The organism is Pseudoalteromonas sp. US3C1013 (assembly GCF_048401115.1).
GTDB lineage: Bacteria > Pseudomonadota > Gammaproteobacteria > Enterobacterales > Alteromonadaceae > Pseudoalteromonas > Pseudoalteromonas undina.
This window is the reverse complement of sequence record NZ_CP183075.1, coordinates 2,279,236-2,305,475: the sequence shown is the minus strand read 5'-3', so window position 1 is coordinate 2,305,475 and position 26,240 is coordinate 2,279,236. Positions and strand designations below refer to the sequence as shown.

Sequence of the window (26,240 nt, the reverse complement as noted above, 5' to 3'; positions counted from 1 at the left end):
ATAAGGTTTAACCATGCAACATGCTAATTTATATAAACGCTACTCAATACTAATTGCCTGTATTGCTGCTCTTTTTATATCAGGATGCAGCACCACCAAAACTGCAGAATCTCCTCAGCCAATGCAAGCGAGTGCCAATCTTTCTGAGGAAGAGTTGGCGCAGCTAAAAGCATCGTCTCAGCAGTGGCAATCAGCCAAAGCAGGTGTTGAACGTTTATTAGTGATTGAACAAGACTTAAAGCTATTAATAAGCCAATTAAATGCGGTAGCAAAACAAGGTTCTGCATCAACAAATACGCCTGTTGTACCAACAGCTAAAGCTTCGGCTGAGACGGTAGCACCCACAAAAGTTGCACAAAAAGCTAAAGTAGCAGCGAATACAGCTGATGAAAAACAAGCCGTTAAAGCCTTATTTGCCTTACAAGTTGCAGCCGTTACCGACAAAGAGCGACTTAGCCAAAGTTTAAATCAAATAAAAGCCAGCGCATCTTCGTTATTTCAGGGCGAATTCGTGGCGAATGTAGAAACTATTAACGTGAGTGGCATGACTTACTACCGTTTAAAGCTTGGAGCTTATCAAAATCAAGCGAATGCGGCTGCTGATTGCGATAGACTTAAACAGCGCCAAATCAACTGCATTGTGAGCCATTACACCCAACAGCCATTAAAATAAATATGCATCTAGGGTATTAGGCATAATAATTGCTTTGTAACTATTATGTTTTTAGAGGATGGCAACTATGCGCCTTTTGTTACCCTTACTATTATTAAATTTAGCGGGCTGTAGCTTAACACCCCAGCCAAAGCCAAGTATAAGCACTGATGCGCCTAAAGCGGTCATGGCACCCTATACGCTCAATCAGTACGTAAATAGCTTGAGTGCCCAGCTTAGCCATATCAAAGAGCCTTTTAAAAGCACCGCTTCAATCGCGGTCAGCAGCTTTTATTTAGCCAATGCTTTGGATTCACAAATTGCTCAAGGGCAGGGAGCAGGGCTTAGTCAGCAAGTTCAAGAAAGCTTAATAACCCAATTTACTCAGTTAGGGTACAACACAGTTGAATACCGGCTTGAAAACCAGCTTAACTTATCAGCGAGCGCTGATTCAGTGTTAAGCCGCAGTACGAGTAACTTAAAGCAGCGTCAGATTATTGACTTTGTGATCACCGGCACTTTAACCCGTCAAGAACATGCTTATATTGTTAATGCTCGCATGGTAAATATGCAAACTAATCAGATTGTATCTGCCGCAAGTACTGAAATTCCCATCAATGTGATGTGGAGTAATGAAAAAATACAGCAGCGCGGTGACTATATTTACCGCAGTGAATATTAATTAGGAGCACACATGAAACGCCTACTATTAACTTTATGTTTGCCACTGGGCTTTGGTTGTTCACAAATGACAAACCATAGTGACACGCAAATTACCGACGATGCGCCTATGTTTTTTGAGCAACGCCCTGTAGCTGCACCAACAAATACTGATTCGCTTTATCAAAATAAAGCTGCAGTGATGAATAAAAACAAACAAGTAAATACGCCAACCCGTAAAAATATTAATCACTATGTGCGTGGCATAATGCAAGACATGGCTGAAAACTTACAGTACGTAAATACTAAAACGCCATTGGCAGTATCAAGCTTTGTTTTTTTAGACCGTGACTACAATAATGCTGACTTAGTGGGTAACCAAATCGCAGAGAGCTTTATGCATGAGCTGCATAATTTTGGTGTGCCGGTCATTGATTTTAAAACCACCGATTATATGCGCGTAACGCCTGGCGGCGATTTTGTTTTTAGTCGCGACTACTTAGAGCTTAACCAAGAACAAAACTTTAGTTACGTATTAGCCGGCACGCTAGTAAACCACCAAGGCGGCATATTAGTAAACGCACGTATTGTTGGTTTAGCGAGTAAAGCGGTTGTAGGCTCTGCACAGGGTTTTATTCCACAATCAGTTATTGATGCGCTAAATAGCAGTAACAGTGCTGATGGCATTATGCTTAAACAAGCGAGTAAGTGAGGTTTATCATGGCTAACTTAGCTAAGCGCTCAGCTTTAATTAGCATAAGTGCATTATCACTAATACTTTCAGGCTGTAATTTACTTGGTGGATCTAACATGGCTGAACCCGCCAAATCTGAGCCAGAGCAAACAGTGGTAAGCAATCTTGATTTTAACCAGATCATGGCGCAAATGCAGCAAAATGACGAGCAAGAACAATACGCCGATACAACGCAGTTTAACCCAAACAAGCATCATAAAAGCTTAGTTAACTACGTAGAGCAAATGGCACTTGATTTAACCGACACCATGCAAGTAGCCCCGCAAGATGCTGCGATTGCAGTCACGTCGTTCGTTGATTTAGACGCAAGTTTAACTACAGCAAGCCAGTTAGGTAATCAGTTATCAGAAACCTTTATACATCAGCTGCAAAAATTTGGTTATAGCGCGGTTGATTTTAAAACAGCCAATTTAATTACCGTTAATGATCAAGGCGACTTTGCATTCACCCGCAACACTCGCAAGCTTGCAGGTACGAATATAGCCAGCCATGTTTTATCGGGTACATTAATTTACCGTGCAGATGGGGTTGTTATTAACGCTCGCGTAATAAATATTGAGAATAAGCGCCTTGCCGCCAGCAGCCGAACATTTATACCGCTTTACGTACTAAATAAAGAAGATATATATTTATCAAGCAATTAACTTAATTTGATACTTGATATAAAAAACCAGATGCCGTTATAATTTCCAAACACTTGGTACTTAGCACCCAACGTGGCCTCTTAGTTAAATGGATATAACGGCCCCCTCCTAAGGGGCAGTTGCAGGTTCGATTCCTGCAGGGGCTACCAATAAAATCAATGAGTTATGTTCTTTCTTTGTTTCTATATCAACTCTATGTAGTATATTTGTAGCAATGTCAGCTTTGTGCCGTTCGGATAAAAAGTGAATTTGAAAGCTTGTTGGGTGGCGCCTTCGGCTTAACCAACCTACATTTTGACGTAGGTCGGATAAGTGGCGGAGCCACGCCATCCGACAAAAATGATAAATTTACCAGAGACAACTGCCTTACACTGTAAGTTAAACCACTCTATACCGACTATCGGCTGAGTGCTAATTGCGGACATTAGTAACGCTAAGCTAACGGGTAGTGACCGAAAGGTGCGGGTTTAGTACCTTATATGTGATTACCTATTACGCGCCTAAAAGTGGCAAATGCTTTCGCTGCTGATAGGTTAAAGCTAGCTCTAAGCAGTTCTTGATTTCCGCCTCAGGCAACGAACTCGATAAACTTAATACGATTGCTCTATTACCTTGAAATTCGAGTGTGTCATTGTGCAGCTCTCTAAATGTATCGATTAACTTAGTTTGGCAGTTGAAGAACAAGTAGTATTGGTTTGGCGATTTCAACTTCCAATCAGTTCTAATTGGGCTGCCTGTTTTTACACTATAACTATGCTCACCCCATTTCAGTGACTCTTCGACTTCACCTAGCTCCAAATCGGATGCAAGCTTGAGGATTAAAGTTCGTAACTCCTCAAGTCGTAGCCGAACTTTTTCGGGATATTCTTCGAAGCGATTTTTGACTACCTCGTCCATTGAAAGCTCCTATTCATATAACGACTTTATCAGAGGACATTTTCCCTATTCTAGCGCGAAAACGTCCATATCTCATGAGCTTCTATTATTATTTTAGCTTATCTGAGCGTATAAAAAAGAGGAAAGTTTTCTTCTTTCTTACTAAGTAAATGACAACTCACCTCAATGTCCGGTTATCGCTCAAAGAAGCCCTCCATTAAATTCTGCATAATAAAAAAGCGAGCTATCAATTAACCCGCTTTATAAAGTACTTTGTCGAACCCCGAACCCCGAACCCCGAACCCCGAACCCCGAACCCCGAACCCCGAACCCCGAACCCCGAGGCTATAACTCAGCCATCACTAGTGATCGTAGCAATCAGCTCGCTCAATACCTGCTCAGCTTTGTCAGTTTCTACTTGGCAAGTACCGGCATTTAAATGGCCGCCGCCACCGTACTTAAGGCATAACTCGCCAACATTAGTGTTGGAGCTGCGGTTGGTGATTGATTTACCAATGGCGTACACCACGTTTTGCTTTTTAAGCCCCCACATTTTATGAATTGAGATATTACACTCGGGGAACATGGCATAAATAACAAAGCGATTAGTGGCGAATATGGTCTCTTCTTCGGTTAAATTAAGGACCACTAAGTTGTCGTGTACTGATGAGCAGCGGTCTATTTGCTCTTTAGCCTGTGTGTTATGTTCATGGTATAAAGCAACGCGCTCGGCAACATCTTCCATTGCTAGTATTTGTTCTATGCTGTGATCTTTACAGGCGTCAATTAACTTCATCATTAACTGGTAATTAGAAATTTTGAATTCACGAAAACGGCCAAGTCCTGTGCGCGCATCCATAATAAAGTTCATCAGTACCCAGTCTGTTGGGTTTAAAATTTCGTCTTTTGTAAATTGTGCCGAATCCCCTTTATCGACCGCTTCCATCATGTCAGTTGAAATATTAGGGAATTTCTCTGCACCGCCATAATAGTCGTATACAACGCGTGCTGCAGAGGGCGCATCTGGGTCAATAATGTGGTTTTTAATATCGCTTTCGTTACGAACGGTTTCACTCAAGTGGTGATCAAATGCAATATGACAACCGGCAACATAGGGGAGGTTAGTGGTAATGTCGTTGCTGGTAATGGCTATTTTACCGTCTTGCATGTCTTTTGGATGCACAAATAAAATATCGTCGATTAAATCTAAATCTTTAAGTAATACGGCACACACTAGGCCGTCAAAATCGCTTCGAGTGACAAGTCTATATTTATTATTGCTCATTTTCGGTCCATTTTTGTTTGTTTATTAATCTGAGTGTAGCAGTTTAAACTCCATTTCATATACCAGTTTTTAACATAAAAAAAGCCAAAACAATGGTTTTGGCTTTGAGTAGCAAGTGTGTATTAGTGATGTGTTATGCGCCTGGGCCACATTCCATACAATGGTTAATAATGTCTGGGCCAAATTTTAATTTAGCGTTTAAATCACGTAGTGCAGTGCGTAGGCCTTCTTCAATAACAGGGTGATAAAAAGGCATATCAAGCATTTGTGGTACAGTCATTTTGTTTTGTACAGCCCATGCTAATAAATGAGCAATGTGCTCTGCTTGAGGGCCAATAAATTCAGCACCTAAAAATAAGCCGGTGCCGTGCTCGGCATACACACGCATGTGGCCTTTGTTTTTTAGCATAACGCGGCTACGGCCTTGGTTTTCAAAGCTGACTTCGCCTATTTCAAAGCACTCACAGCTGCCTAATCGTTGGCTAATTTCTTTAAAGCTTTCACCAACCATGGCTATTTGTGGGTCGCTAAACACAGCGGCAATTTTAGCGCGGCGTAAACCCGCACGTACATGAGGGTAGCGGCCTGCGTTTTGCCCTGCGATTGTTCCTTGATCGGATGCTTCGTGAAGCAAAGGGATCATGTTACTAGCATCGCCAGCAATAAATATGTGGGAGTTGCCACATTGCATAGTGTGGGCATCAGCGAGTGGTACGCCACGTTCATCAAGCTCTATGCCGGTGTTTTCTAACCCTAGTTTATCGGTGTTAGGTACTCGCCCGGTTGCAGCCAGAACATAGTCAAACTGCTCGGTGTGTTTAACACCTTGTTTGTCGGTATAGGTTAGCTCTGCTTTATTACCTACTTGTTTCATATCTGAAACGTTTGAGTCGGTATCAACATAAAATTCTTCTGCGAATACGGTATTAGCGTAATCTTTAACTACTGGGTCGGTTAATGGGCCTATGGCACCACCTACACCAAAGAGTTTTACCTTTACCCCTAATCTATGCAACGCTTGGCCAATTTCAAGGCCTATAACGCCTGGGCCAAATACGGCTACTGATTCTGGTAAATCATCCCAGTCGAATACATCGTCATTAATAATCAGTCGGTCGCCAAAGTTATTAAATACGCCAGGGTAAGATGGGCGTGAACCTGTTGCTATTACAAAGCGTTTAGCAGTGATAATGGTGTGCTCATCTATTTGCACGCGGTTGGCGTCTAAAAACTGTGCATAGCCACGAATTTTATCTTCGCTAGGTATTTCATCAACTGCTTCTACTACGAATCCTGCAAAGCGATCGCGCTCACTTTTAACTCGTGCCATGACGGCTTTACCGTCAATAACCGGTTTTGAGCTGTGAACTCCAAAGGCAGGTGCCATTTCTATTGAGTGCGCGGCTTCTGCTGCAGCAATCAATAATTTACTTGGCATGCAACCAACACGTGCGCAGGTTGTACCGTATGGGCCTGATTCAATCATAAGTACGTTTTGAGTAAACTGTTTAGCATTACGGTAGGCACTTAAACCAGCGGTACCTGCACCTATAACAACAACGTCGGTTTGCAATTCTTTCATAGTGTTTTTCCTTTAATAAACAGGGGCGTTGCAGCCCCTGTTTTATTTACTTAATTAAGCAAAGTATTTTTCTAAATCGTCTGAGCCACCAATGTGCTTACCACCAATAAATACTTGTGGTACGGTTTCACGGCCCGATACCGCTTTAAGGCTGGTAAGTGATGCGCCAGCACCCATTACGATTTCTTCAAAAGCAAAGCCTTTAGCTGTAAGTAGCTCTTTTGCTTTTTTACAGAAAGGACAGCCAGGCTTAGTAAATAGAGTAACCGCTTCTGGTTTTACTTGAGTTGGGTTGATGTAATCAAGCATAGTGTCAGCGTCAGATACTTCAAACGGGTCGCCTGGTAAATCTGGCTCGATGAACATCTTCTCTACTACGCCATCTTTAACTAGCATAGAGTATCTCCAGCTGCGCTTGCCAAAACCTAAATCGTTTTTATCAACTAGCATACCCATGCCGTCAGTAAATTCGCCGTTACCATCTGGTAGTAAAGTAATGTTTTGCGCTTCTTGATGCTCAGCCCATGCGTTCATTACAAAGGTGTCGTTTACAGATACACAAACAATGTCGTCAACGCCATTTTGCTTAAGTACACCAGCTAACTCGTTGTAGCGTGGTAGGTGAGTTGATGAACACGTTGGTGTAAATGCACCAGGTAGTGAAAACACAACGACTGTTTTGCCTTTAAAAATGTCATCAGTAGTTACTGATTTCCATTCGTCGTTTTGACGCGTTGCAAATGTAACGTTAGGGATTGTTTGACCTTCAATATTGTTTAACATGTTTTTAGTTCCTCTTGATTTGTTAATAGCCATTATGGCGAACAATTAAATATAGTTCCAATCGTTTGTTTGTATTAAACTGATAGGTATAAGCTATCAGGTTGAGTGTGAATATGAACTTAAAAGATTTAGAATATGTAAAAGCCGTTGCGCATTTTAAACATTTTCGCAAAGCGGCTGATGCCTGCTTTGTAAGCCAGCCCACCTTGAGTGGGCAAATTAAAAAGCTAGAACAAGAATTAGGGGTTATCTTATTTGACCGTTCAACTAAGCACGTTACCTTAACAACCCAAGGTGAACGTTTGTTGACACAAATCACTCTTATATTAGAACAAACTCAAATATTAAAAGAACTGGCTGCTACTTCTAACCAACCGTTACAGGGCAAGCTGAGTATTGGTATTATTCCTACTATTGCCCCGTATTTACTACCTACACTGCTTACATCAATGAAAGCGGCATTTACTCAAAGTCAGTTTTCGTTTATTGAAATGCAAACTTCTACCATTTTAGCTGCGCTAGACAGTGGCGAGGTGGATTTTGCAATTTTAGCGGATGTACCTGAGCTAAAAAATTACCATACTATTAATGTATATAAAGAAGACTTTTTAGTTGCGGTATCTGCTGATAACGCTTTAGCTGTAAATAAAAAGGTAGCACTGCAAGATCTTCAAGGTAGTAACCTATTAATGTTAAGTGATGGCCATTGCTTTAAAGATCAAGCCCAGCAGTTTTGTTTTTCGGCAGGAGTGGATGTTTCTAGCCAGTACCAAGGCAACAGCTTAGAAACCTTATTAGCGCTGGTGGCGATGGACGATGGGGTTACGTTTGTGCCAAAACTTGCTGCAATCCCCCGAGAGGGAATTCATTATTTGCCTATTTTTCCTAATCAGCAACGTAATATTGTATTGGCCTGTCGAAAGCACTACCCGCATTTATCTGGGGTTGAGCAGTTAGCAGATTGGTTAAGCGCCCACAAAAATTTAAAAGTTAAGCTAACCCAAGTACTTTAGGGCGTTGCAACTTCCACAATATCGTTAATTTGTACGCCCGGTAAAGGCTGATCATTAATACTAACGGCAATGGCGCTGTGCTGATATAGCTGCTCTACACGAATACGGTTCAAAGTAGTTATAGTATGCGGCATGGTGTTGCCTTGCGCGTCTGTTAAATAATTATGATGAGCAATACTCAGTTGTTGGCCTTTTTCTAAGCCATGTGCCTTTCCTAAGTTAATGACGAGTTTATTATTTTCCATGTGCAAAATTTTGCCTTGGGTGGGTAGGCACGCCATGGCTGCTTGCAAATCGTAACTTAGGGTTTGGTTTATCTCACTAATACTTTGACCAAAAGGTGACTGCCAAAAACGATTACTGTTTACATCAATAATAGCTGTTTTTTCAAATGGCCAGATAGCTTGGCTTTGATAGCTATTTTGCCATAACGGCTCGTAAGTGGTGCCATTAAATAAGCTAAACTCTATTTGGTAGTGGCGCTGATAGCTTTCATCTTGCCAAAACGCATAGTCGCTATTGAGTTTATCGCTGGTAGATAAACTGGTTATTTGACTTAACAGCACATATTGCGCGTTGCTGCGTGATGAAATTTCTTCTAACTGACTGTTTGAATAGTCATGCTGTTGATTAAAATAGGTATCGACTTTTATCGCTTTATTGAAATAGGCAACCGGTATAGCACTCATTTTTGATTTTTGCAGTGACGTGTAGATGTTTTTGCTTACTGCTTTATTAATGTCAAATATTTGACCCATTCTAGCGTGTTCGCGATTTGTTAATTGACTTTGCGTCACAGCTATAAATTTATTGAAGTTGCTTTGCGGGCATTGCTCGGTTTGCGCAAAGATATCTAAGCGTAAGGTAATCGCAAATTCATCATTGCTGCGGTTTTCGCTAACGAGCTCTATTTTTTGAATTTCGCCTTGGCTACTTATTTTTAGCTGATCTTGGGTTAAAACACCATCAACAAGTGTTTGCACCGAGCTCACCCGCGCACCAGAGAATACAAGGGCTTGGGTAATCGCATCTTTTATTGCAGCGGCCTTTGCACCGGGAATGTCGCTATTTTGAATAACCGCATGGCCTGTAGACTCATACCACTGAGCGTGGGTAAAAGGTGAAAACGTTAATACAGCAGTGGTGCTTAATCCTGCCAATACTGCTTTTAAAAACGACTTCATACTCTTACTCCAATTAAACGTTAGCGTTAATGAGTCTCAGCAAGTAATGTACCACTATTATTTGTTGTTACAGAATATAGGTATCACTGGCATTAAACGTGCATAACTGAGTTTAATTAGTTTTTAAAGGCCCTGTATGATGCGAGTAATGCCATTAATGATCACATTAGGCTGCTTAACGTTAAGCGGTTGTAGCAATATATTTGATAAGCACGTTGAATATAAATATGTTGAGCCAAATAATTACCCTGTATTAAAAGCAATAGGGTACGCGCCCATTAGTTTGCAGTCGGGAAGTAATGACACTCAAAAACAGCTTATGGCGATTAAGGCCTCAAAGCTCGAGGCTTATCGTGAACTAACCGAACAAGTATACGGGCAAAAAATTACCGCAGGTACAACGGTCGCAGGCTCGGTTGCCCAAGATGATTATTTACAAAGCAAAGTACAAGGTATTATTAAAGGCGCACAAATTATAAAAACCTATGCCGTTAATGATATGTATATAACCGAGCTTGAGCTTAATATGAAACGCGTGCACGACTTATACATCGGTGAGATAAAGCCACGGGAAGTGAAAAAAGTCACTTATTACTAACCGACAAATTATTACTCATAAAAAAACGCCTAAACGAATAATCGTTTAGGCGTTTTTTTATGGGTATTTTTTTAGGCTTTTAGGTTACGCACAATACTGTTATCGGTATTTACAACGCTACCAGCTTGGTCGTAGGTCATTGATGAAGGTGCACCAATTAAAATACTTTTTAGCTGCTTTACACTTAACTGTGCCTGGTGCGCTGCATGAGCATTAACTTCATTTTGTTTTTGACATTGCTCAAGCTTAGTTCTGGTTAGCTTTATTAAATCAGCGTTTTCATCTGTTTGCTGATCATTACTGGCAATCAGTTTACTGAGTTCTTTATCTAGGGTGCTTATGCTGGTTAAAAAAGACATTTTCTGTTGGGCAATTTCTTTCAAACCTTCGCCTCTTCGTGAGGCAATAGCATTAAGTTCTTGAGTAAGAAGCTCACTCAAGGCTGTTAAACAATTTATTTGTTCGTTTAGTTTAATCGTAATTAAACTATTGTGATCAGCCATAAACATTAAACTCGAAGTCTGCTAAATTTTTGGCAAGTTTCTCACTGTCTATTTGATACTTGCCTTCGGTAATCGCTTTTTTAAGTTCAGCAACTTTGTTGCTGTCAAAACCAGAAGACTGCTCTGCTTTTTCTTGTAAAGATTTTAATTGCTTGGCCTGCGGTGTTAAGCTCACCGAATCGCTTGCAGCTTTAGGTGAAGGCGTTTGCGCAGCTTGTGTATTTGCATTATCTCTTTTTAAATCAACTTTTTGCTGTTGAGTGTTTGTTAAAACACCAGGCTGTTGATTTGATTTGTTTACTTGACCGACCATGATAAAAACCCGTTTATTACCCAACTGATGCCTTTATATCGGCATTTACTAAAGATACTTTAGCATAAATTTACATTAAATATTTACCTGCACAGACTCTACACCATCTACTCGCGCATTTAAAACTTTACCTGTTTTTTTGTTTTCAACTCGTACTTGTTCACCTAAGGTTCCATCCTCTAATGCAACACCCGTGGTTTTTACTCTTAAGCCTTTAATATTGGCAAAAATATTGACAGAGTCGCCTTTGCAAACCATACAAATTTGATTGAGTAGTACAGGCATACCTTCACGAATATTACGTTTACTGCGGCTACCAATAAGTTGCGCAGGATCATCAAGATACTGAACACGTATAAAGTGCGCAGGGCGCATATCAATACTTAAATGGGATGGAGTAATCACTTCACCTCGTGCTAAATTGGTAGTAGCAACTACAACAGGTGCTGATTCAGTGATTCTGACATGAACGTATTGTGCCCAGTTGTCACTATCGTTACATTTTATTTGAATGGTGACCTGACGATTAAATGGTGGCTCACTTGGCGTTACTAGCTCTAGCTCAGAGTTACACTGGCGATCGGGTATGCGGGTATCTAGCGGTAACGCGCTAAACTGTATTTTGTTGTCATTTGTAGTTACTGCTTTTTGAGCAACATAAGATACAGCCATTTCCTGTAGTGATTCTTTACTAAATACTTGAGCCTTCAGTGGCAAAGTGAAGCAGAGGCTAGCAAGAAAATAAAAAACACTGTATCTTCTGGTTTTTTTTAACAAACTCATAATGTTTCGACTATGCTTATGGTTGCAAACAGGGTATAAATATTTTGCGTCAGAATTTAGACGCCCCCGTTGTGTTATGACGCTTTATTAATTGAAAGCAATTATCGTTCCTTATATTTGTTTTCTTAGGAGATTTAAATGGCCGGTATTTTAGACTCAGTAAACCAACGTACTCAGTTGGTTGGGCAAAACCGCTTAGAGTTATTGTTATTTAAGCTTAACGGACGTCAGCGCTTTGGCATTAATGTGTTTAAGGTAAGAGAAGTTCTTCAATGCCCGCCATTAACCAGCATGCCAAAATCTAACGCTTACATTCGTGGTGTAGCACATATCCGTGGCCAAACAATCTCGGTAATTGACTTATCAATGGCTGTAGGTGGTCGTCCTATTAAAAGCATAGAAGATGGCTTTATTATTATTGCAGAATATAACCGTACAGTGCAGGGCTTTTTAGTTGGTGGTGTTGAGCGGATTGTTAATATGAACTGGGAAAAAATAATGCCACCGCCATCAGGAGCGGGCCGCTATTCTTATTTAACTGCCGTGACTGAAATTGAAAATGAGCTGGTTGAAATACTCGACGTAGAAAAGATCCTAAACGAAATTTGTCCTGTCAATACTACCGTGAGTGATGATGTTGCCTCGCAAGGTAATATACAAAAAGACTTAGGCGAAAGAATTGTATTTATTGCCGATGATTCGGCCGTGGCACGAAATCAGGTTAAACGAGCGTTAGAACCTTTAGGTGTAACTACTGAACTTGCTAAAAATGGTAAAGAAGCTTTAATAAGACTAAAAGAAATTGCAGAGCTTGATTGTGTTAACGATATTACAGAGCGAGTAGGGTTACTTATTTCAGATGTAGAAATGCCAGAAATGGATGGTTATACGCTCACTGCAGAAATTAAAGCAGATCCCAAACTTGCACCATTGCATGTGATTTTACACACATCGTTAAGTGGTGTGTTCAACCAAGCAATGATTGAAAAAGTAGGGGCTGACGATTTTATTGCAAAATTTAATCCAGACGAGCTTGCTACAGCCGTTAATAAGTGGGTTCATTGTGATTAATAAACATAGGTGTTATTGATTTGACTAATAAAGATTTGCAGCAAACAGAATACGATCAATTTCGCTTATTTTTAGAACAACAGTGCGGTATTGTTTTAGGTGAAAATAAGCAGTATTTGGTTAAAAGTCGCTTGGCACCATTAATGTCTCGATTTAATGTTGAATCGTTATCTGAACTGGTTAGCAAAACACTTGGCGTGCATGAGCGTCAATTGCGCGCTGCTGTTGTTGATGCCATGACAACCAACGAAACATTGTGGTTTAGAGATCAATACCCATTTGAGTTGCTCAAAACCAGATTATTCCCTGAATTTAAAGCGTTAAATAGGCCATTAAAAATATGGTCTGCTGCGAGCTCTTCAGGGCAAGAACCTTATTCAATTGCTATGTCGGTTGCTGAGTTTCAATCAAGTAGTCCTGGTGTTTTAAAAATGGGTGCACAAATAGTGGGTACTGACATCTCAAATACCATGCTGGATATGTGTAAACACGCTGAATATGATGCATTGGCACTGGCTCGCGGGCTATCTGCTGAGCGTCGTAAGAAGTTTTTTAAAGATAGTGGCAATGGTATGGCACAAGTGGTTGACTCATTGAAAAAGCAAGTGAGCTTTAGGCATTTAAATTTACTCGACTCGTACGCTTTGATGGGTAAGTTCGATATTATATTTTGCCGTAATGTTTTAATTTATTTTTCACCTGAGGTGAAAGCCAAAATAATTGCACAATTTTCTCAAGCACTTAACCCTAAGGGGTATTTATTTTTAGGTGCGTCGGAATCTATGTCTGGTTTGAGTACCGAATTTGATATGGTGCGTTGTAACCCCGGGATTATTTATCAAAAAAAATAACTACCGTTTACACCCCCCCTCCTAAAAACGGCGCTATAGCGTCGTTTTTTGTTTTTATCGTCACTATTTTCATTGCTGGCTTACTTATTGCTTTATTGGTACTAAGTCAATTTTTTGGAGATAGTTATGGCTATCAGTTTTGATAAAGCATTAGGCGTGCATCCGCATGCGATGTTGATCCGTTCGCAAAGAGCAGAAATGCTCGCTACTAATATCGCAAATGCTGATACGCCCGGCTATAAAGCAAAAGATATCGACTTTGCCTCAGCATTAAAAACGGCAAAGTCTAACCAACTAAGCGGCAATACGATGGTAAGAACCAACGAAAAACACATTGCCGGTGGTACCCGTAGTGTAGGTGGTAATGATTTATTTCGTACGCCAAATCAAACAGATACAGGTGATGGTAACTCTGTTGATATACAAGTGGAACGGAACTTGTATACACAGAATGCTATGGAGTATCAGGCCAGTGTCCAGTTTCTTAATGGTAAATTTAAAGGCCTGAAAAAAGCCCTCGGTAGTCAAGGAGCCTAATTATGAGTTTATATAATGTGTTTGATATTGCAGGTTCGGGTATGAGCGCGCAAAACGTGCGATTAAATACCACCGCAAGTAATATCTCTAATGCCAATACAATTAGCTCTTCACAAAATGAAACGTACCGAGCGCGACAACCTGTATTTGCTGCGGAGCTAACAAAAGCGTCAGCTTCAGCAAGCAACCCACAGGGCTCTGCCGTTGGTGTGAAAGTGTTAGGAGTGGTTGAGAGTGATAAACCACTACAAATTGAATATAACCCAAACCACCCGAGTGCGGATGAAAATGGTTACATTTATAAACCCAACGTGAATGTTGTTGAGGAGATGGCAAATATGATTTCTGCGTCTCGCTCTTATCAGACAAATGTTCAAGTTGCTGATGCAGCTAAGCAAATGTTAAGTAAAACACTGCTGTTAGGTCAGCGGTAACTGAGGGTAGCTCATGAGTAACGATATTAGTACTTCTTCATCCTACATGGACTCTTTACGTTGGCAAGATAAGCAAGTGCCACAAAAAGAAGACAGTGATGCGTTAACCCAAGAAGATTTCTTTTCGTTGTTAACACAGCAGTTGTCATATCAAGATCCCAGCAAACCAGCTGATAACGATCAGATGATTGCACAAATGACAAACTTTACCATGGCTGAAGGAATATCAAATTTAAACTCTAACTTTGAGTCTTTAGCCGCGTCGATGACATCAAATTCGGCATTGCAAGCATCAACACTGGTAGGCAAACAAGCTTTGTTGGAGTCGGATACCCTGGAGCTTAATGAGTCGGGTGAATCAAGAGGTTCTGTTGTAGCTGAAAAGCCAGTCGATAGTTTAATGATTCGCATTGAAGACGCATCAGGGCAATTGGTTAAAACTATAGATTTAGGCACTCAGCCTGCAGGAGCTATCCGCTTTGCATGGGATGGTACCAATGAAGACGGTGAGCGTCTACCTCCTGGTGAATACAATGTAGCGGCCGAAGGTAGTACAAATGGGGAATTTTCAAGCCTCCCATTAGCTACATTCAAAAATATTGAGAGTGTTAATATTAATGGTTCAAGCGGCATTATTATTAACACCAGAGAAGGTGCGGTTAGGCTGACTGATGTCGCAGAAATCGCGTAATAGATTTTATATATTTTTTAGTCAATAGACTAAACATTTCAGGTTAGAGGTTAATTATGAGCTTCAATATTGCATTAACAGGCCTTGCTGCCGCACAAAAAGATTTAGACGTTACCGCCAATAACATTGCTAACGTAAATACCACGGGTTTTAAAGAATCTCGGGCTGAGTTTGCTGATGTATATGCATCATCTGTATTTAGCGCAAATAAAACTAAAAACGGTGATGGTGTGCAAACCACTATGGTTGCACAGCAATTTCATCAAGGTTCATTAAAGTTCACCCAGAACTCATTGGATTTAGCGATTACGGGTGAAGGTTATTTTGCGATGTCAAATGATCTTGGTGCGCAAGACTTTACTTATACGCGTGCAGGCGCGTTTAAACTCAACAAAGATAACTTTGTTGTTGATGCAAAGGGTAACTATTTACAGGGGTTCCCTGTGGACGCATCAACAGGTGATACAACTTCAGTTAGTTTAAGTACTTCCTCTGCAATACAAATCCCTGATTCGTCAGGTTCGCCTAGATCAACTACAAATGTTTACTCATCATTCAACTTGAACTCGACGGCAGATGCCCCTGGCGTTGCTTTTGACCCAGAAGATAGGACAACATACAATTCGTCTACTTCTACGACGATTTATGATTCGTTAGGTGAACCACATGTTTTGCAATACTTTTTTGCAAAATCTGACCCAGTGACTAATCCAAATGAGTGGCAGGTATACACAACACTAGACAGTAAGGTTATTGATCCAGCAACAGGTGGTGAACAAGCTGCAGCTCCATATGTACCAACAGTTACTATGGGTTTTGATTCCAATGGTGTGCCAAGTACAACAAATGGAGCACCTAATATCGACCCTAGAACGTTTGATGAAATTGTATTACCAGCAACAGCAACGACTGGTTTATCGTCATTGTTAACAAATGGTGCTTCTTTTCCAGATACAGGCGTTGAGTTAAATTGGCGCGATGAAGCTGGTACTGATAAAAAATTGCCAACACAATTTGCGAGTAACTTTGAAGTAAAAGCGCTTGAGCAAGATGGTGCAACAGTTGGGCGTTTAGCTGGTATTGAAATTGGCGCAGATGGTAAAGTTGTAGCGTCATATAGTAATGGTGACTCAACCTTTTTAGGCCAAGTAGCTCTGGTGCGCTTTTCAAACTCTCAAGGCCTGCAACAGGTTGGAGATACCGCGTGGAAGAAAAGCTTAACGTCAGGGGAGCCAATTGCAGGTGAGCCTAATTCAGGGACTTTGGGGTCAATTAACTCAACGGCTCTTGAGCAATCTAATGTTAATTTAACCAATGAGCTTGTTGATTTGATTAGTGCACAACGTAATTTCCAAGCAAACTCTCGTGCACTTGAAGTGAATTCAACATTACAACAAAATATCTTACAGATCCGATAATCAGGTTTTATCATTTTTTAAGGCTGCTTCATGCAGCCTTTTTTATATCCTTCCTTTAAATCAAATATCGGATTAAATTTAATTTGGCACTTATATTGCATTTACCCATATATAGATTTCTTAATGAGTCGATGTTATGGATAAAATGGTCTACATAGCCGCATCTGGCGCTAAACAAAGCATGCAGGGGCTTGCTCTTAAAGCCAATAATTTGGCAAATGCGAATACCACTGGGTTTAAATCTGATTTTGCGCAAGCGCGATCAATGCAGGCTTTCGGTGAAGGTTTGCCGACTCGTGTTTTTGCAATGCAAGAGCGCCCAGGATCAAACATGACATCGGGCGGTATTGTGGAAACAGGTCGCAGCCTTGATATCGCTATGAGCGATAACGCCTGGCTCAGTGTTCAGGACGCCTCTGGTAATGAAGCCTACACAAAAGTGGGTTCGTTAAATATAACAGCTGAAGGTATGTTAACTACCAGCGACGGTCGTCAAGTTATTGGCGAAGGTGGGCCAGTCATATTACCTGTACCGATTGAAAAAATTGAATTTAGTAAAGATGGCACTATTCAAGTTCGCCCTCAAGGTGCACCGGCTAACTTTTTAGAAGAAGTTGATCGGCTAAAAGTGGTTGATGCAAACAACGCCACGCTCGAGAAGGGCAACGATGGCTTATTTAGAGCTAAACCAGGCCAAATAGTTGAAACATCAGCCAATGTACAAGTATTAGGTGGCACATTAGAAAAATCGAATGTAAATCCTGTGCATGAAATGGTCGATATGATCAGTCACCAACGCCAATTTGAATTACAAGTAAAACTGATGAAAACAGCTGAAGAGATTGACGAACGTCAAGAACAGCTGATGCGCATCGTTTAACTTTAACGTGAGGATATTATTATGAATCCAGCATTATGGATAAGTAAAACAGGGCTTGACGCTCAACAAACTGATATATCGGTTATATCAAATAACTTAGCGAACGCCAGTACAGTGGGTTACAAAAAAAGCCGCGCTATTTTTGAAGACTTGCTTTACCAAAATATTAATCAACCAGGCGGTCGCTCATCGCAAGACACCGAAATGCCGTCAGGCTTAATGCTTGGTGCGGGTACTAAGGTAGTGGCTAACCAAAAAAACTTTTCGCAAGGTAATATGCTCACTACTGAAAATTCATTAGATTGGATGATTTCAGGCCCTGGTTTTTTTGAAGTACTGCAACCAGATGGCAATATTGCTTATTCGCGTAACGGCCAGTTTACTACCGACGGCGACGGGCGTGTTGTCACCTCGGGTGCTGGTTATGTTGTTCAGCCTGAAATGAATGTACCTGACGATGCACAGTCGATCACCGTATCTCAAGACGGTGAAGTGTCAGTTCGCGTTAAAGGTCAGGCCGAAAACGTGGTTATTGGTCAGATCACGATTAGTGATTTTATTAATCCGTCGGGCCTTGAACCTATAGGTCAAAACTTATATACCGAAACCGCGGTAAGCGGTGCGCCTGTTCAAGGTAACCCAGGTGTTGAAGGTTTAGGCACGATTATTCAAGGTTCACTTGAAACATCAAATGTAAATGTGACCGAAGAATTAGTTAATTTGATTGAAACGCAGCGCGTTTATGAGATGAACTCAAAAGTGATCTCAGCCGTTGATGAAATGATGAGTTATATCAATCAACAGTTATAGTTTTGGGGGGTTGTATGCGTAATGTTATGTTATTTACAGTAGGGACTTTACTATTAAGTGGTTGTGTAGCTACACAAAATAATGAGGTAGTACAAGATGATCCCTATTATGCACCTATGTATCCAGAGCCTAATATGGAGCCAGTAGTCGCAACCGGCTCTTTGTTCAGTACACAATTATCGAATGACCTATATGCCGATAAAAAAGCACTGCGAACAGGCGATATCATTACTGTTAAATTACAAGAGTCGACCCAAGCGACTAAAGCAGCTAAAACTGAAACAGATAAAGAAACCGATGCCAGCCTCGACCCTGTTATTGGCTTAGGTGGTTTGCCGGTAAATATTGGTGGCGATAGTATTCAATTTGGTATTGGTAGTGACTCCTCATTTAAAGGTGACTCAAAATCAAATCAATCAAACAGCTTAGTTGGCGATATTTCGGTTAACGTGATGCGAGTACTACCAAATGGTAATTTAGTAATTCGCGGTGAAAAATGGCTAACGTTAAACACCGGTGAAGAATTTATTCGCCTAGAAGGGTTAGTGCGTCCGCAAGATGTCAATGCCGATAATACTGTTGAGTCTAATCGAATTGCGAATGCACGTATTCAGTATTCAGGTAAGGGTCAAACTCAAGAGGCACAAAGCCCGGGTTGGTTAACGCGTTTCTTTAGTAGCTCATTGTTTCCCTTTTAGAGGACATTCGACATGAATGGTTTTAAAGTTTTTTGTTTTATGGTGCTACTAGGCTGGCAATTTACTGCCAGTGCTGAGCGAATTAAAGATGTATCTATGGTCGAAGGGGTGCGCTCAAACCAATTAGTCGGGTATGGATTGGTAGTGGGTTTACCGGGAACTGGTGAGCAAAGCCGTTTTACCGAGCAAAGCTTTAAAGGCATGCTCAATAGTTTTGGTATTACGTTACCAGCTAGTTTAAAGCCAAAAATTAAAAATGTTGCAGCGGTTGCTGTTCATGCTGAACTCCCGCCATTTAGAAAGCCAGGGCAGACTATTGATATAACCGTATCATCGATTGGCAGTGCAGGCAGCTTGCGCGGTGGCACATTATTACAAACATTCTTAAAAGGGGTTGATGGTAATGTTTACGCCATCGCTCAAGGCAGTTTAATTGTAGGTGGCCTAGGTGCTGAGGGGCTTGATGGCAGTCGCGTTGTGATTAATACGCCAACGGTAGGACGCGTGCCAAATGGTGCAACCGTTGAGCGTGCTGTTAAAAGCCCATTTATGCAAAATGACTATATTACTTTTAATTTAAACCGCCCTGATTTTACTACTGCTAAACGTTTAGAGAAAACCATTAATGATTTAATTGGTCCAAATAGCGCTCAAGCACTCGATGCAGCCTCTATTCGCGTTATTGCCCCACGTGATGCCTCGCAGCGCGTATCGTACTTATCAACTCTTGAAAACTTAGAGTTTAAACCAGCGGATACTTCGGCAAAAATAATTGTTAACTCACGTACTGGCACCATTGTTATAGGTAAAAATGTAAAATTACAACCTGCGGCAATTACCCACGGTGGTTTAACAGTAACGATTGCGGAACAACAAAATGTAGCGCAGCCAAATCCTTTAGCAGAGGGTGAAACCGTGGTTACTCAGCAAAGTATTATTGATGTTAATCAAGATGATTCACGCGCTTTTGTATTTGACCCAGGTGTAAGTCTTGATGACTTAGTACGTGCAATTAATGAAGTAGGAGCTGCCCCGGGTGATTTAATGGCTATTCTTGAAGCGCTCAAAGAAGCCGGTGCAATTAACGGTCAGCTTGTTGTAATTTAGTTTTATAAGACTCTAAGCCCTAGGGCCTAGGGTCTTTAACCCTTAACCTTTCATCCTTAACCTTTCATCCTTAACCTTTCATCGCTACTCTTCTTTTGGCTCAATTATTGCATTTAACTAGGTATTATTAATTATTGTGTCAAAAAGCTGATGGAAACAAATCATCTAGATAAACAAAACTTTTTTGATTTAGGCAACTTAGACTCTTTGCGTCGAGATGCTCTAAACAGCGGTGATGCATCAACCGATGCATCTAAAGCGGCGTTAAAAAAAGCAGCGGCACAATTTGAAGCTATTTTCACCCAAATGCTGCTTAAAAGTATGCGCAAAGCCAATGAAGCTTTCGAAGATAAAGAAAGCCCGTTTAATGCTAGTGGCGTGAAGTTTTTTGAAGAAATGCACGACCAACAGATGGCTACCGAGCTTTCATCAAATGGCTCTTTGGGTCTTGCAGATTTAATTGTGCAGCAATTATCGCCAGATGGAAAAAACTTTATGCCAGGCTCTGTTCTTCGCACAACGTCAGATTTCTTTAGTGACCAACGTGCGGGTGGCACCTTACCTCATCAAGAAAACCAAAAGGTCACTGAAAAAGTACCGCTCGTTGATTCAACTGAAAAAAGCGAACAAAACATAGCGTCTGGCACATTTGAAAATGCTGAGGAATTTGTAAGCACCATGTGGGAACACGCAAAAACAGCGGCTAAAAAAATTGGTTTAAATCCGGCGGTTATGGTCGCACAAGCAGCATTAGAAACTGGCTGGGGTAAACATATTATTAGTAAAGGTGATGGTAATAGCTCAAACAATTTATTCAATATTAAGTCAGATAAAAGTTGGCAGGGTGAAAAGGCCAGTAAAGTCACTTTAGAGTTTGAGCAAGGTGCTGCAGTTAAAAAGCAAGCAAGCTTTAGAGCGTATGATTCGATAAAAGATAGCGTGAATGATTTTGTGGATTTTTTAACACAGAACCCGCGCTATCAAGATGCATTAAACAATACGGCAAAGCCGCATAAATTTTTAGACTCTTTACAGCAAGCTGGTTATGCAACCGATCCTAACTATGCAGACAAAATAAAAAGAGTGCTGAACAGTAACGAATTGAAGAATATCGCCACAAGCGTGATCCGCCAAGGAGTAGAGTAACATGTCGTTTAATTTATTAAATATTGCTAATTCAGGAATAAGAGCAAACTCTGAGTTATTGCAAACGACAAGTAAAAACATTGCAAATGTTAATACCGAAGGGTATGTACGTGAGCGCACCGAATTTACCACCATGATTGATAATCAGGTAGGCCGTGGTCAAACGTATCGTTTATTGAATGAGTTTGCGCAAAAGCAATTAAACCGAGATACTTCAAATAAAAGTTTTTTTGATCAATTTGTTAGTGAAGCGAGTCGGGTTGATCAAATTTTTTCAGAAAAATCAAACAGCTTATCAACTAGTATCAACTCAATGTTTAATAACGTGCAAGAAGCTCTTAATCAACCTTCATCAACAGTTGCTCGTTCGTTGGTGATGAGTGATGCGCAAAACCTGATTGATCAAATGGACAGGCTTGCAGGTATTGTTTCAGAGCAAAAAGCGGTGGTTAATGAGCAATTAGAGATTTTTTCAGAAGAGGCGAATACGTTAATCGAAAGTATTAGTTCGTTAAATCAAGAGATAGCGGGTGTTCATGGTACTAACAATGAAGCCGATGCGAGTTCGGCTTATAACGAACGTGATAAAGCAATACGTGATTTATCAAAACTGATTGATATAGAAACGTTAGATGGCCCAAATGGCGAAAAACAAGTGTTTATGGGCACAGGCGAAGCCGTTGTTATGCAAAATGGCTCATTTAATTTATTTTCGATTAGTGGCGACCCAGATACAAGCTTTAAAGAATTACGCCTAGATGTAAATGGCGGTAAGGCTGTGCCACTAGATATAGACCCTACTAAACTCAAAGGTAAAATTGGCGGTTTATTAGCGTTTAGAGACGATATTTTGGTGCCTGCTCAAAATCAAATAGGCCAGATGGGGATAGCACTTGCTGATTCGTTTAATCAGCAAAATCGTTTAGGTATGGATGCAAATGGCGAGCTTGGAGGCGATATTTTTAATATCCCAACAGTGAGTGGTTACGCATACCAAGCGAATACAGGTACAGCGGCAATAAAGGCAACCATTGAAGCAGGTAAAGGCAGTGAACTGCCAGCAAGTGACTTTGTGATCACTTATACGGGTAATCCTAACGAAGTAAGTATTCAGCCTATTGATAATAAAGGTGAACCTTTAGGCACAGCCTCTTTAGCAACTATTCCACCCAGTGGCATTATCGATTCAGCCGCTATTACCAGTGGGGAGTCGTTTGGTTTAGAGCTAAACGTAACCGGAGCCGGTAATGCCGGTGACCAATTTCAGGTAAAACTTAATAGTGGCGCGGCAGGTAATATATCGCTGACAACAGGTCGAGGCGAAGACATTGCCTTAGCCTCTCCAATTAGAACAGCTGACGGCCTAGATAATACAGGCACAGGCAGTATTTCACCGGGTAATGTCACCGATGTAACCACGGGTAGTTTTAGTAATCCTTTGGATTTAGCAAATGGCCCTATTAGCATTGTTAAAACAGCCAATGCTAATGAATATCAACTTACTGATGGTAATGGTACAACTACGTTTACGGTTACACCGCCTGCTAACAATATACTCGCTCAAGCCGGGGCACCATACGATGGTTATGGCTTTGATTTTAATATTGAAGGCGTACCAGCAACGGGAGATACCTTTAATTTAGAATTTAATGAAGGTGGTTTTGATGATAACCGCAACGGTCAAAAACTTGCTGACTTACAAAACACCGATTTAGTACGTCAAAATGTAGTAGCGAGCGCCTCAGCTGATAATCATAAAACATTGAATCAGGCCTATGCTGGGTTAGTAACCGATGTTGGTGTAGTAACCAGTCAAGCAAAAACCAATGGTGCTGCATTTGATGCTTTAGCACAACAATCAGAAGCCTGGTACGAATCGTTATCGGGCGTAAACTTAGATGAAGAGGCGGCTAATTTGCTGCGTTTCCAGCAATCTTATGCTGCTTCTGCACAAGTATTAACTGCAGCGAGAGCTATTTTTGACACCTTATTGAGTGCGGCGAGGTAATTATGCGTTTATCAAATAATTTAATGTATCAAAGTCAAATTAATAAAATTTTAGATAATCAACAGGGCGTTGCAGGCGCTTTAGAGCGAGCAAACACAGGTCAAAAGTATTTGAGTACCTCTGAAAACCCAGCTGCTATATCGCAAGGGATGTTGTACACCAATAAAATAGAAACCAATGAGCAGTTAACTAAAAATATAAAGCAGCTAAATGGTCGCTTATCAACCGAAGAAAGCATACTTAAAGGTATGAACGACACTATTTTAGAGGCGCAAATGCTAACCATACGAGCGGGCAATGGTTCGTTAGGTCAAAGTGATTTGGCTTCAGTTGCCAGTGAACTAAAAGAATTGCAAAAATCGCTGCTTAACTTAATGAATAGTCAATCAGAAGGGGGGAAATACCTATTCTCTGGCTATCAAGACGATATTCAAACCTATACATTTAATAGCACTAATGGCAAATACGAATACCAAGGCGATCAAGGCCAGCATGAAGTGACGATCGCAAAAGGGGTTGAGATCAAATCAAGTGATAATGGTTTTAATGTATTTGAACGAGTTGATGCACGTCTTGATGTGGTGTCGAATGATGGAGCGCCATCAGGCGGCATTACCGCAGGGACTGTTTATGTTGAAAACCAAGGCGAGTTTGATCGCTTTCATAAAGATAATTATAACTCAGACCCAGATCCGCTTATTTCTCCAACGATCAATACCTATAACGTTAATGTTATCCCTGGTGCAACGCCTTCAGCGCCTGATCAGTATGAAATATTACGTGATGGTAATCCTCTTGTACCACCTGTTACTGGTGAAGTAACTGATGAGCCGATTGAGTTTGCAGGCATGGAAATTCAACTTGAAGGTGTAGCACCCGGCCAACTTGATTTCACCCTTGAAAAGCCAGGTAAAGAAAATGTGCTTAATACGCTTGAAGATCTGATCACTAGTCTAAATGACGAACAACTTGATGGAGCGCAAATTAACCAAGCGTTATCGGATGGGTTAATTCAGCTTAAAAATGCCAGTGAGCAAATTGTGTTTACTCAGGCTGGCCTAGGTGGGCGTATGAACGTGGTGGAGCGTGTGACCGATTCAAACAGTGCTCTAGATATTAATAATCAAGACAACAGAGCGAGCTTAATTGAAATTGATCCTGCTGCAGCCATTAGTGAACTCGCTAAACAGGAGGCAGGTTTAGACAGATCGATGGCGACTTTTGGTCGCTTGGCTAAACTTTCATTATTCGATTATTTATAAATACCATCCAAGGCAGGTTATTACTTAAAGAAAAATAGGTAATAACTTGCCTTAACAAGGCGGCAAAAAACTGTCACCCCTTTTTCTCTTCTGTCAAAAAAACGCTAGCCCTCAATTTAAAGCCGTAATAAATCAAATTTAGTTGTTATAAAACAGTATTTTAACTTTTTTTTGTTAATTGGCACAACTAATGCATTTAGCTAGTTATAGAAAGTGTGGTTTTTGCTTAAATATTTTGAACCACATTCTGATTGAAACTAGGAGATGGTAAAATGGCTTTAAGCGTAAATACAAATGTTGCATCACTTAATGGGCAACGCAATCTATCTAAATCTAGCATGGCACTTGAAACCTCAATGCAGAGACTATCATCTGGTTTGCGTATTAATAGCGCAAAAGACGATGCTGCAGGTTTACAAATTGCCAACCGACTAACGTCTCAGGTAAATGGCCTAACGGTTGCTCAGCGTAATGCCAACGATGGTATTTCAATGGCGCAAACTGCTGAGGGTGCGATGCAAGAGTCTGCAAACATTCTGCAACGTATGCGTGACTTATCACTGCAATCAGCGAATGGCTCAAACAGTGCTGTTGACCGTGCATCCCTGCAAAAAGAAGTAGCAGCCCTGCAACAAGAGCTTACTCGAATTGCAGACACCACCAAATTTGGTGGAACCAACTTACTTGATGGTACATTTGGTACTAAGCAGTTCCAGGTAGGTGCTAATGCCAATGAAACCATTAATGTTAGTTTACGTAATGTTGCTGCCGATGCTATTGGTTCTAATGAAATTGATGGGCCTGGTACTGTATTTGGTGTAGTTGCCGCAGGCAGTATGGCCGCTAACGAAGTTGTCGCTGCTGGTTCACTAAATATTAATGGTACTGATGTTGCTTTCGGGGCCAATGATGGCGCCGATGGGGTTGCTAATAAGATTAATTCAGCCGCGTCAGGCGTTACAGCCGAGGCTCGCTTAGAGGTAGTTATTGGTGGAATAACAAACCTTGATAATGCAACAATTAATATTGGTGATGATAACTATGATTTAGGCACATATGGTGGCGAAATGGCTCGTTTAGCTGAAGATATGGTTGCTGATGGTTATGATGCAGTTTATGACTCTGATGCTGGAACGATTACGCTAAAAGCAACGGGTGTTGATGGTATCGAATCTGTTATGGATGCAGGTACTCCAGCTGGTGGATTAACATTTGACGGAACTGCTGCAGCTACAGCGGCGGCTTCAAAAACGTCAGAAATTAATTTGTCATCACCGAATAAAATTGGTATTTCAAATGATGGTTCAGCGAATGAGCTAGAGATGTTTAATGGTGCATTGAGTGAGTTATCATCGGTTGAAGCGATAGATATTAGTGGTACAACTAGTGAGGGGGCTCAATCGGCAATTCAAACAATTGATGCTGCATTGGCACAAATAGATACTCAGCGTGCCGATTTAGGTGCGGTGCAAAACCGTTTTGGCTTTACCATTGCCAACCTTGCTAACGTATCTGAAAACGTGTCAGCTTCGCGTAGCCGTATTCAAGATACCGATTACGCGCTTGAAACCGCAACGTTAACTAAAAACCAAATCATGCAACAAGCCGGTACTACTATTTTGTCTCAGGCAAACCAGTTACCACAGGCCGCATTAAGTCTACTCGGTGGTTAAGTAACAGTTTTATAATAAGCTTGA

At 40.9% G+C, this 26,240-nt stretch carries 28 protein-coding genes and 1 tRNA gene; 21 read left to right on the top strand and 8 right to left on the bottom strand.

Annotated elements, in window-relative coordinates; all coding sequences use genetic code 11:
- Positions 1-13: 13 nt before the first annotated feature.
- From ACNSN2_RS10815 to ACNSN2_RS10795, 5 genes are all read left to right on the top strand, one after another.
- On the top strand, positions 14-673 hold the full coding sequence (locus ACNSN2_RS10815) for an SPOR domain-containing protein (RefSeq protein WP_054201744.1): 660 nt from the start codon (positions 14-16) through the stop codon (positions 671-673).
- 67 nt (positions 674-740) lie between these two features.
- On the top strand, positions 741-1,334 hold the full coding sequence (locus tag ACNSN2_RS10810; protein WP_054201743.1) for a FlgO family outer membrane protein: 594 nt from the start codon (positions 741-743) through the stop codon (positions 1,332-1,334).
- A gap of 12 nt (positions 1,335-1,346) precedes the next feature.
- Entirely contained in the window at positions 1,347-2,024 is a 678-nt protein-coding gene (locus ACNSN2_RS10805; protein ID WP_008466541.1) for a FlgO family outer membrane protein, read from the top strand.
- Positions 2,025-2,122: 98 nt separating this feature from the next.
- Positions 2,123-2,710, top strand: coding sequence for a FlgO family outer membrane protein (locus ACNSN2_RS10800; RefSeq protein ID WP_418607307.1), 588 nt, complete (start codon positions 2,123-2,125; stop codon positions 2,708-2,710).
- 74 nt (positions 2,711-2,784) lie between these two features.
- Positions 2,785-2,859: transfer RNA gene (locus ACNSN2_RS10795), tRNA-Arg, on the top strand.
- A gap of 343 nt (positions 2,860-3,202) precedes the next feature.
- On the opposite strand, the gene ACNSN2_RS10790 is transcribed toward ACNSN2_RS10795, so the two are convergent.
- The 4 genes from ACNSN2_RS10790 to ACNSN2_RS10775 form a co-directional block, all read right to left on the bottom strand.
- Complete coding sequence (locus ACNSN2_RS10790; protein ID WP_138596076.1) at positions 3,203-3,607, bottom strand: DUF1801 domain-containing protein; 405 nt, start codon at positions 3,605-3,607, stop codon at positions 3,203-3,205.
- Between the two features lie 331 nt (positions 3,608-3,938).
- Positions 3,939-4,871 carry an exopolyphosphatase gene (locus ACNSN2_RS10785; RefSeq protein ID WP_418607306.1) on the bottom strand — a complete coding sequence of 311 codons (933 nt, stop codon included), beginning with the start codon at positions 4,869-4,871 and terminating at the stop codon, positions 3,939-3,941.
- Positions 4,872-5,004: 133 nt separating this feature from the next.
- Complete coding sequence (locus ACNSN2_RS10780) at positions 5,005-6,453, bottom strand: dihydrolipoyl dehydrogenase (protein ID WP_010387847.1); 1,449 nt, start codon at positions 6,451-6,453, stop codon at positions 5,005-5,007.
- 54 nt (positions 6,454-6,507) lie between these two features.
- On the bottom strand, positions 6,508-7,236 hold the full coding sequence (locus ACNSN2_RS10775; RefSeq protein WP_008466566.1) for a glutathione peroxidase: 729 nt from the start codon (positions 7,234-7,236) through the stop codon (positions 6,508-6,510).
- Positions 7,237-7,349: 113 nt separating this feature from the next.
- Between ACNSN2_RS10775 and ACNSN2_RS10770 the strand changes: the two genes are divergently transcribed.
- On the top strand, positions 7,350-8,249 hold the full coding sequence (locus tag ACNSN2_RS10770) for a LysR substrate-binding domain-containing protein (RefSeq protein WP_418607305.1): 900 nt from the start codon (positions 7,350-7,352) through the stop codon (positions 8,247-8,249).
- On the opposite strand, the gene ACNSN2_RS10765 is transcribed toward ACNSN2_RS10770, so the two are convergent.
- Positions 8,246-9,433 carry a flagellar assembly protein T N-terminal domain-containing protein gene (locus ACNSN2_RS10765; protein ID WP_138570051.1) on the bottom strand — a complete coding sequence of 396 codons (1,188 nt, stop codon included), beginning with the start codon at positions 9,431-9,433 and terminating at the stop codon, positions 8,246-8,248. The two genes, ACNSN2_RS10770 and ACNSN2_RS10765, sit on opposite strands and share 4 nt — an antisense overlap.
- Positions 9,434-9,572: 139 nt before the next feature.
- On the opposite strand from ACNSN2_RS10765, the gene ACNSN2_RS10760 reads away from it, so the two are divergent.
- A complete protein-coding gene (locus ACNSN2_RS10760; RefSeq protein WP_010387855.1) occupies positions 9,573-10,031 on the top strand; it encodes an LPP20 family lipoprotein in 459 nt (152 codons plus the stop codon).
- Between the two features lie 71 nt (positions 10,032-10,102).
- On the opposite strand, the gene flgN is transcribed toward ACNSN2_RS10760, so the two are convergent.
- The 3 genes from flgN to flgA form a co-directional block, all read right to left on the bottom strand.
- A complete protein-coding gene (gene flgN, locus ACNSN2_RS10755) occupies positions 10,103-10,534 on the bottom strand; it encodes a flagellar export chaperone FlgN (protein ID WP_054201957.1) in 432 nt (143 codons plus the stop codon).
- Positions 10,527-10,847: a flagellar biosynthesis anti-sigma factor FlgM gene (gene flgM, locus ACNSN2_RS10750; protein ID WP_010387860.1), complete on the bottom strand. Its 321-nt coding sequence runs from the start codon at positions 10,845-10,847 to the stop codon at positions 10,527-10,529. Before flgM ends, flgN begins: the two co-directional genes overlap by 8 nt.
- 75 nt (positions 10,848-10,922) lie before the next feature.
- A complete protein-coding gene (gene flgA, locus ACNSN2_RS10745) occupies positions 10,923-11,630 on the bottom strand; it encodes a flagellar basal body P-ring formation chaperone FlgA (protein WP_075169689.1) in 708 nt (235 codons plus the stop codon).
- A 138-nt stretch (positions 11,631-11,768) separates the two neighbouring features.
- Between flgA and ACNSN2_RS10740 the strand changes: the two genes are divergently transcribed.
- The 14 genes from ACNSN2_RS10740 (at position 11,769) to ACNSN2_RS10675 (ending at position 26,216) form a co-directional block, all read left to right on the top strand.
- Entirely contained in the window at positions 11,769-12,701 is a 933-nt protein-coding gene (locus ACNSN2_RS10740; RefSeq protein WP_010387865.1) for a chemotaxis protein, read from the top strand.
- Between the two features lie 20 nt (positions 12,702-12,721).
- Positions 12,722-13,552, top strand: coding sequence for a CheR family methyltransferase (locus ACNSN2_RS10735; protein WP_054201737.1), 831 nt, complete (start codon positions 12,722-12,724; stop codon positions 13,550-13,552).
- Positions 13,553-13,678: 126 nt separating this feature from the next.
- Positions 13,679-14,089 carry a flagellar basal body rod protein FlgB gene (flgB, locus tag ACNSN2_RS10730; protein ID WP_418607303.1) on the top strand — a complete coding sequence of 137 codons (411 nt, stop codon included), beginning with the start codon at positions 13,679-13,681 and terminating at the stop codon, positions 14,087-14,089.
- 2 nt (positions 14,090-14,091) lie between these two features.
- Entirely contained in the window at positions 14,092-14,523 is a 432-nt protein-coding gene (gene flgC / locus ACNSN2_RS10725) for a flagellar basal body rod protein FlgC (RefSeq protein ID WP_008113068.1), read from the top strand.
- Positions 14,524-14,536: 13 nt separating this feature from the next.
- Positions 14,537-15,214, top strand: a complete 678-nt coding sequence (locus ACNSN2_RS10720) for a flagellar hook assembly protein FlgD (RefSeq protein ID WP_054201736.1) — start codon at positions 14,537-14,539, stop codon at positions 15,212-15,214.
- Between the two features lie 56 nt (positions 15,215-15,270).
- Positions 15,271-16,632 carry a flagellar hook protein FlgE gene (flgE, locus tag ACNSN2_RS10715; protein WP_054201735.1) on the top strand — a complete coding sequence of 454 codons (1,362 nt, stop codon included), beginning with the start codon at positions 15,271-15,273 and terminating at the stop codon, positions 16,630-16,632.
- A gap of 136 nt (positions 16,633-16,768) precedes the next feature.
- The gene (locus tag ACNSN2_RS10710) at positions 16,769-17,512 is read left to right on the top strand and encodes a flagellar basal body rod protein FlgF (RefSeq protein WP_010387878.1); all 744 of its coding nucleotides are present in this window, start codon (positions 16,769-16,771) and stop codon (positions 17,510-17,512) included.
- A 21-nt stretch (positions 17,513-17,533) separates the two neighbouring features.
- A complete protein-coding gene (flgG, locus tag ACNSN2_RS10705) occupies positions 17,534-18,322 on the top strand; it encodes a flagellar basal-body rod protein FlgG (protein WP_010387879.1) in 789 nt (262 codons plus the stop codon).
- 14 nt (positions 18,323-18,336) lie between these two features.
- Positions 18,337-19,020, top strand: coding sequence for a flagellar basal body L-ring protein FlgH (flgH, locus tag ACNSN2_RS10700; protein WP_054201734.1), 684 nt, complete (start codon positions 18,337-18,339; stop codon positions 19,018-19,020).
- Positions 19,021-19,032: 12 nt separating this feature from the next.
- Positions 19,033-20,127 carry a flagellar basal body P-ring protein FlgI gene (locus ACNSN2_RS10695; RefSeq protein WP_008113075.1) on the top strand — a complete coding sequence of 365 codons (1,095 nt, stop codon included), beginning with the start codon at positions 19,033-19,035 and terminating at the stop codon, positions 20,125-20,127.
- A 150-nt stretch (positions 20,128-20,277) separates the two neighbouring features.
- Positions 20,278-21,273 carry a flagellar assembly peptidoglycan hydrolase FlgJ gene (gene flgJ, locus ACNSN2_RS10690; protein WP_418607299.1) on the top strand — a complete coding sequence of 332 codons (996 nt, stop codon included), beginning with the start codon at positions 20,278-20,280 and terminating at the stop codon, positions 21,271-21,273.
- A 1-nt stretch (position 21,274) separates the two neighbouring features.
- On the top strand, positions 21,275-23,281 hold the full coding sequence (gene flgK, locus ACNSN2_RS10685) for a flagellar hook-associated protein FlgK (RefSeq protein ID WP_075169687.1): 2,007 nt from the start codon (positions 21,275-21,277) through the stop codon (positions 23,279-23,281).
- Between the two features lie 2 nt (positions 23,282-23,283).
- Positions 23,284-24,543: a flagellar hook-associated protein FlgL gene (gene flgL, locus ACNSN2_RS10680; protein ID WP_075169686.1), complete on the top strand. Its 1,260-nt coding sequence runs from the start codon at positions 23,284-23,286 to the stop codon at positions 24,541-24,543.
- A 272-nt stretch (positions 24,544-24,815) separates the two neighbouring features.
- On the top strand, positions 24,816-26,216 hold the full coding sequence (locus ACNSN2_RS10675) for a flagellin (RefSeq protein WP_054201729.1): 1,401 nt from the start codon (positions 24,816-24,818) through the stop codon (positions 26,214-26,216).
- Positions 26,217-26,240 lie beyond the last annotated feature (24 nt).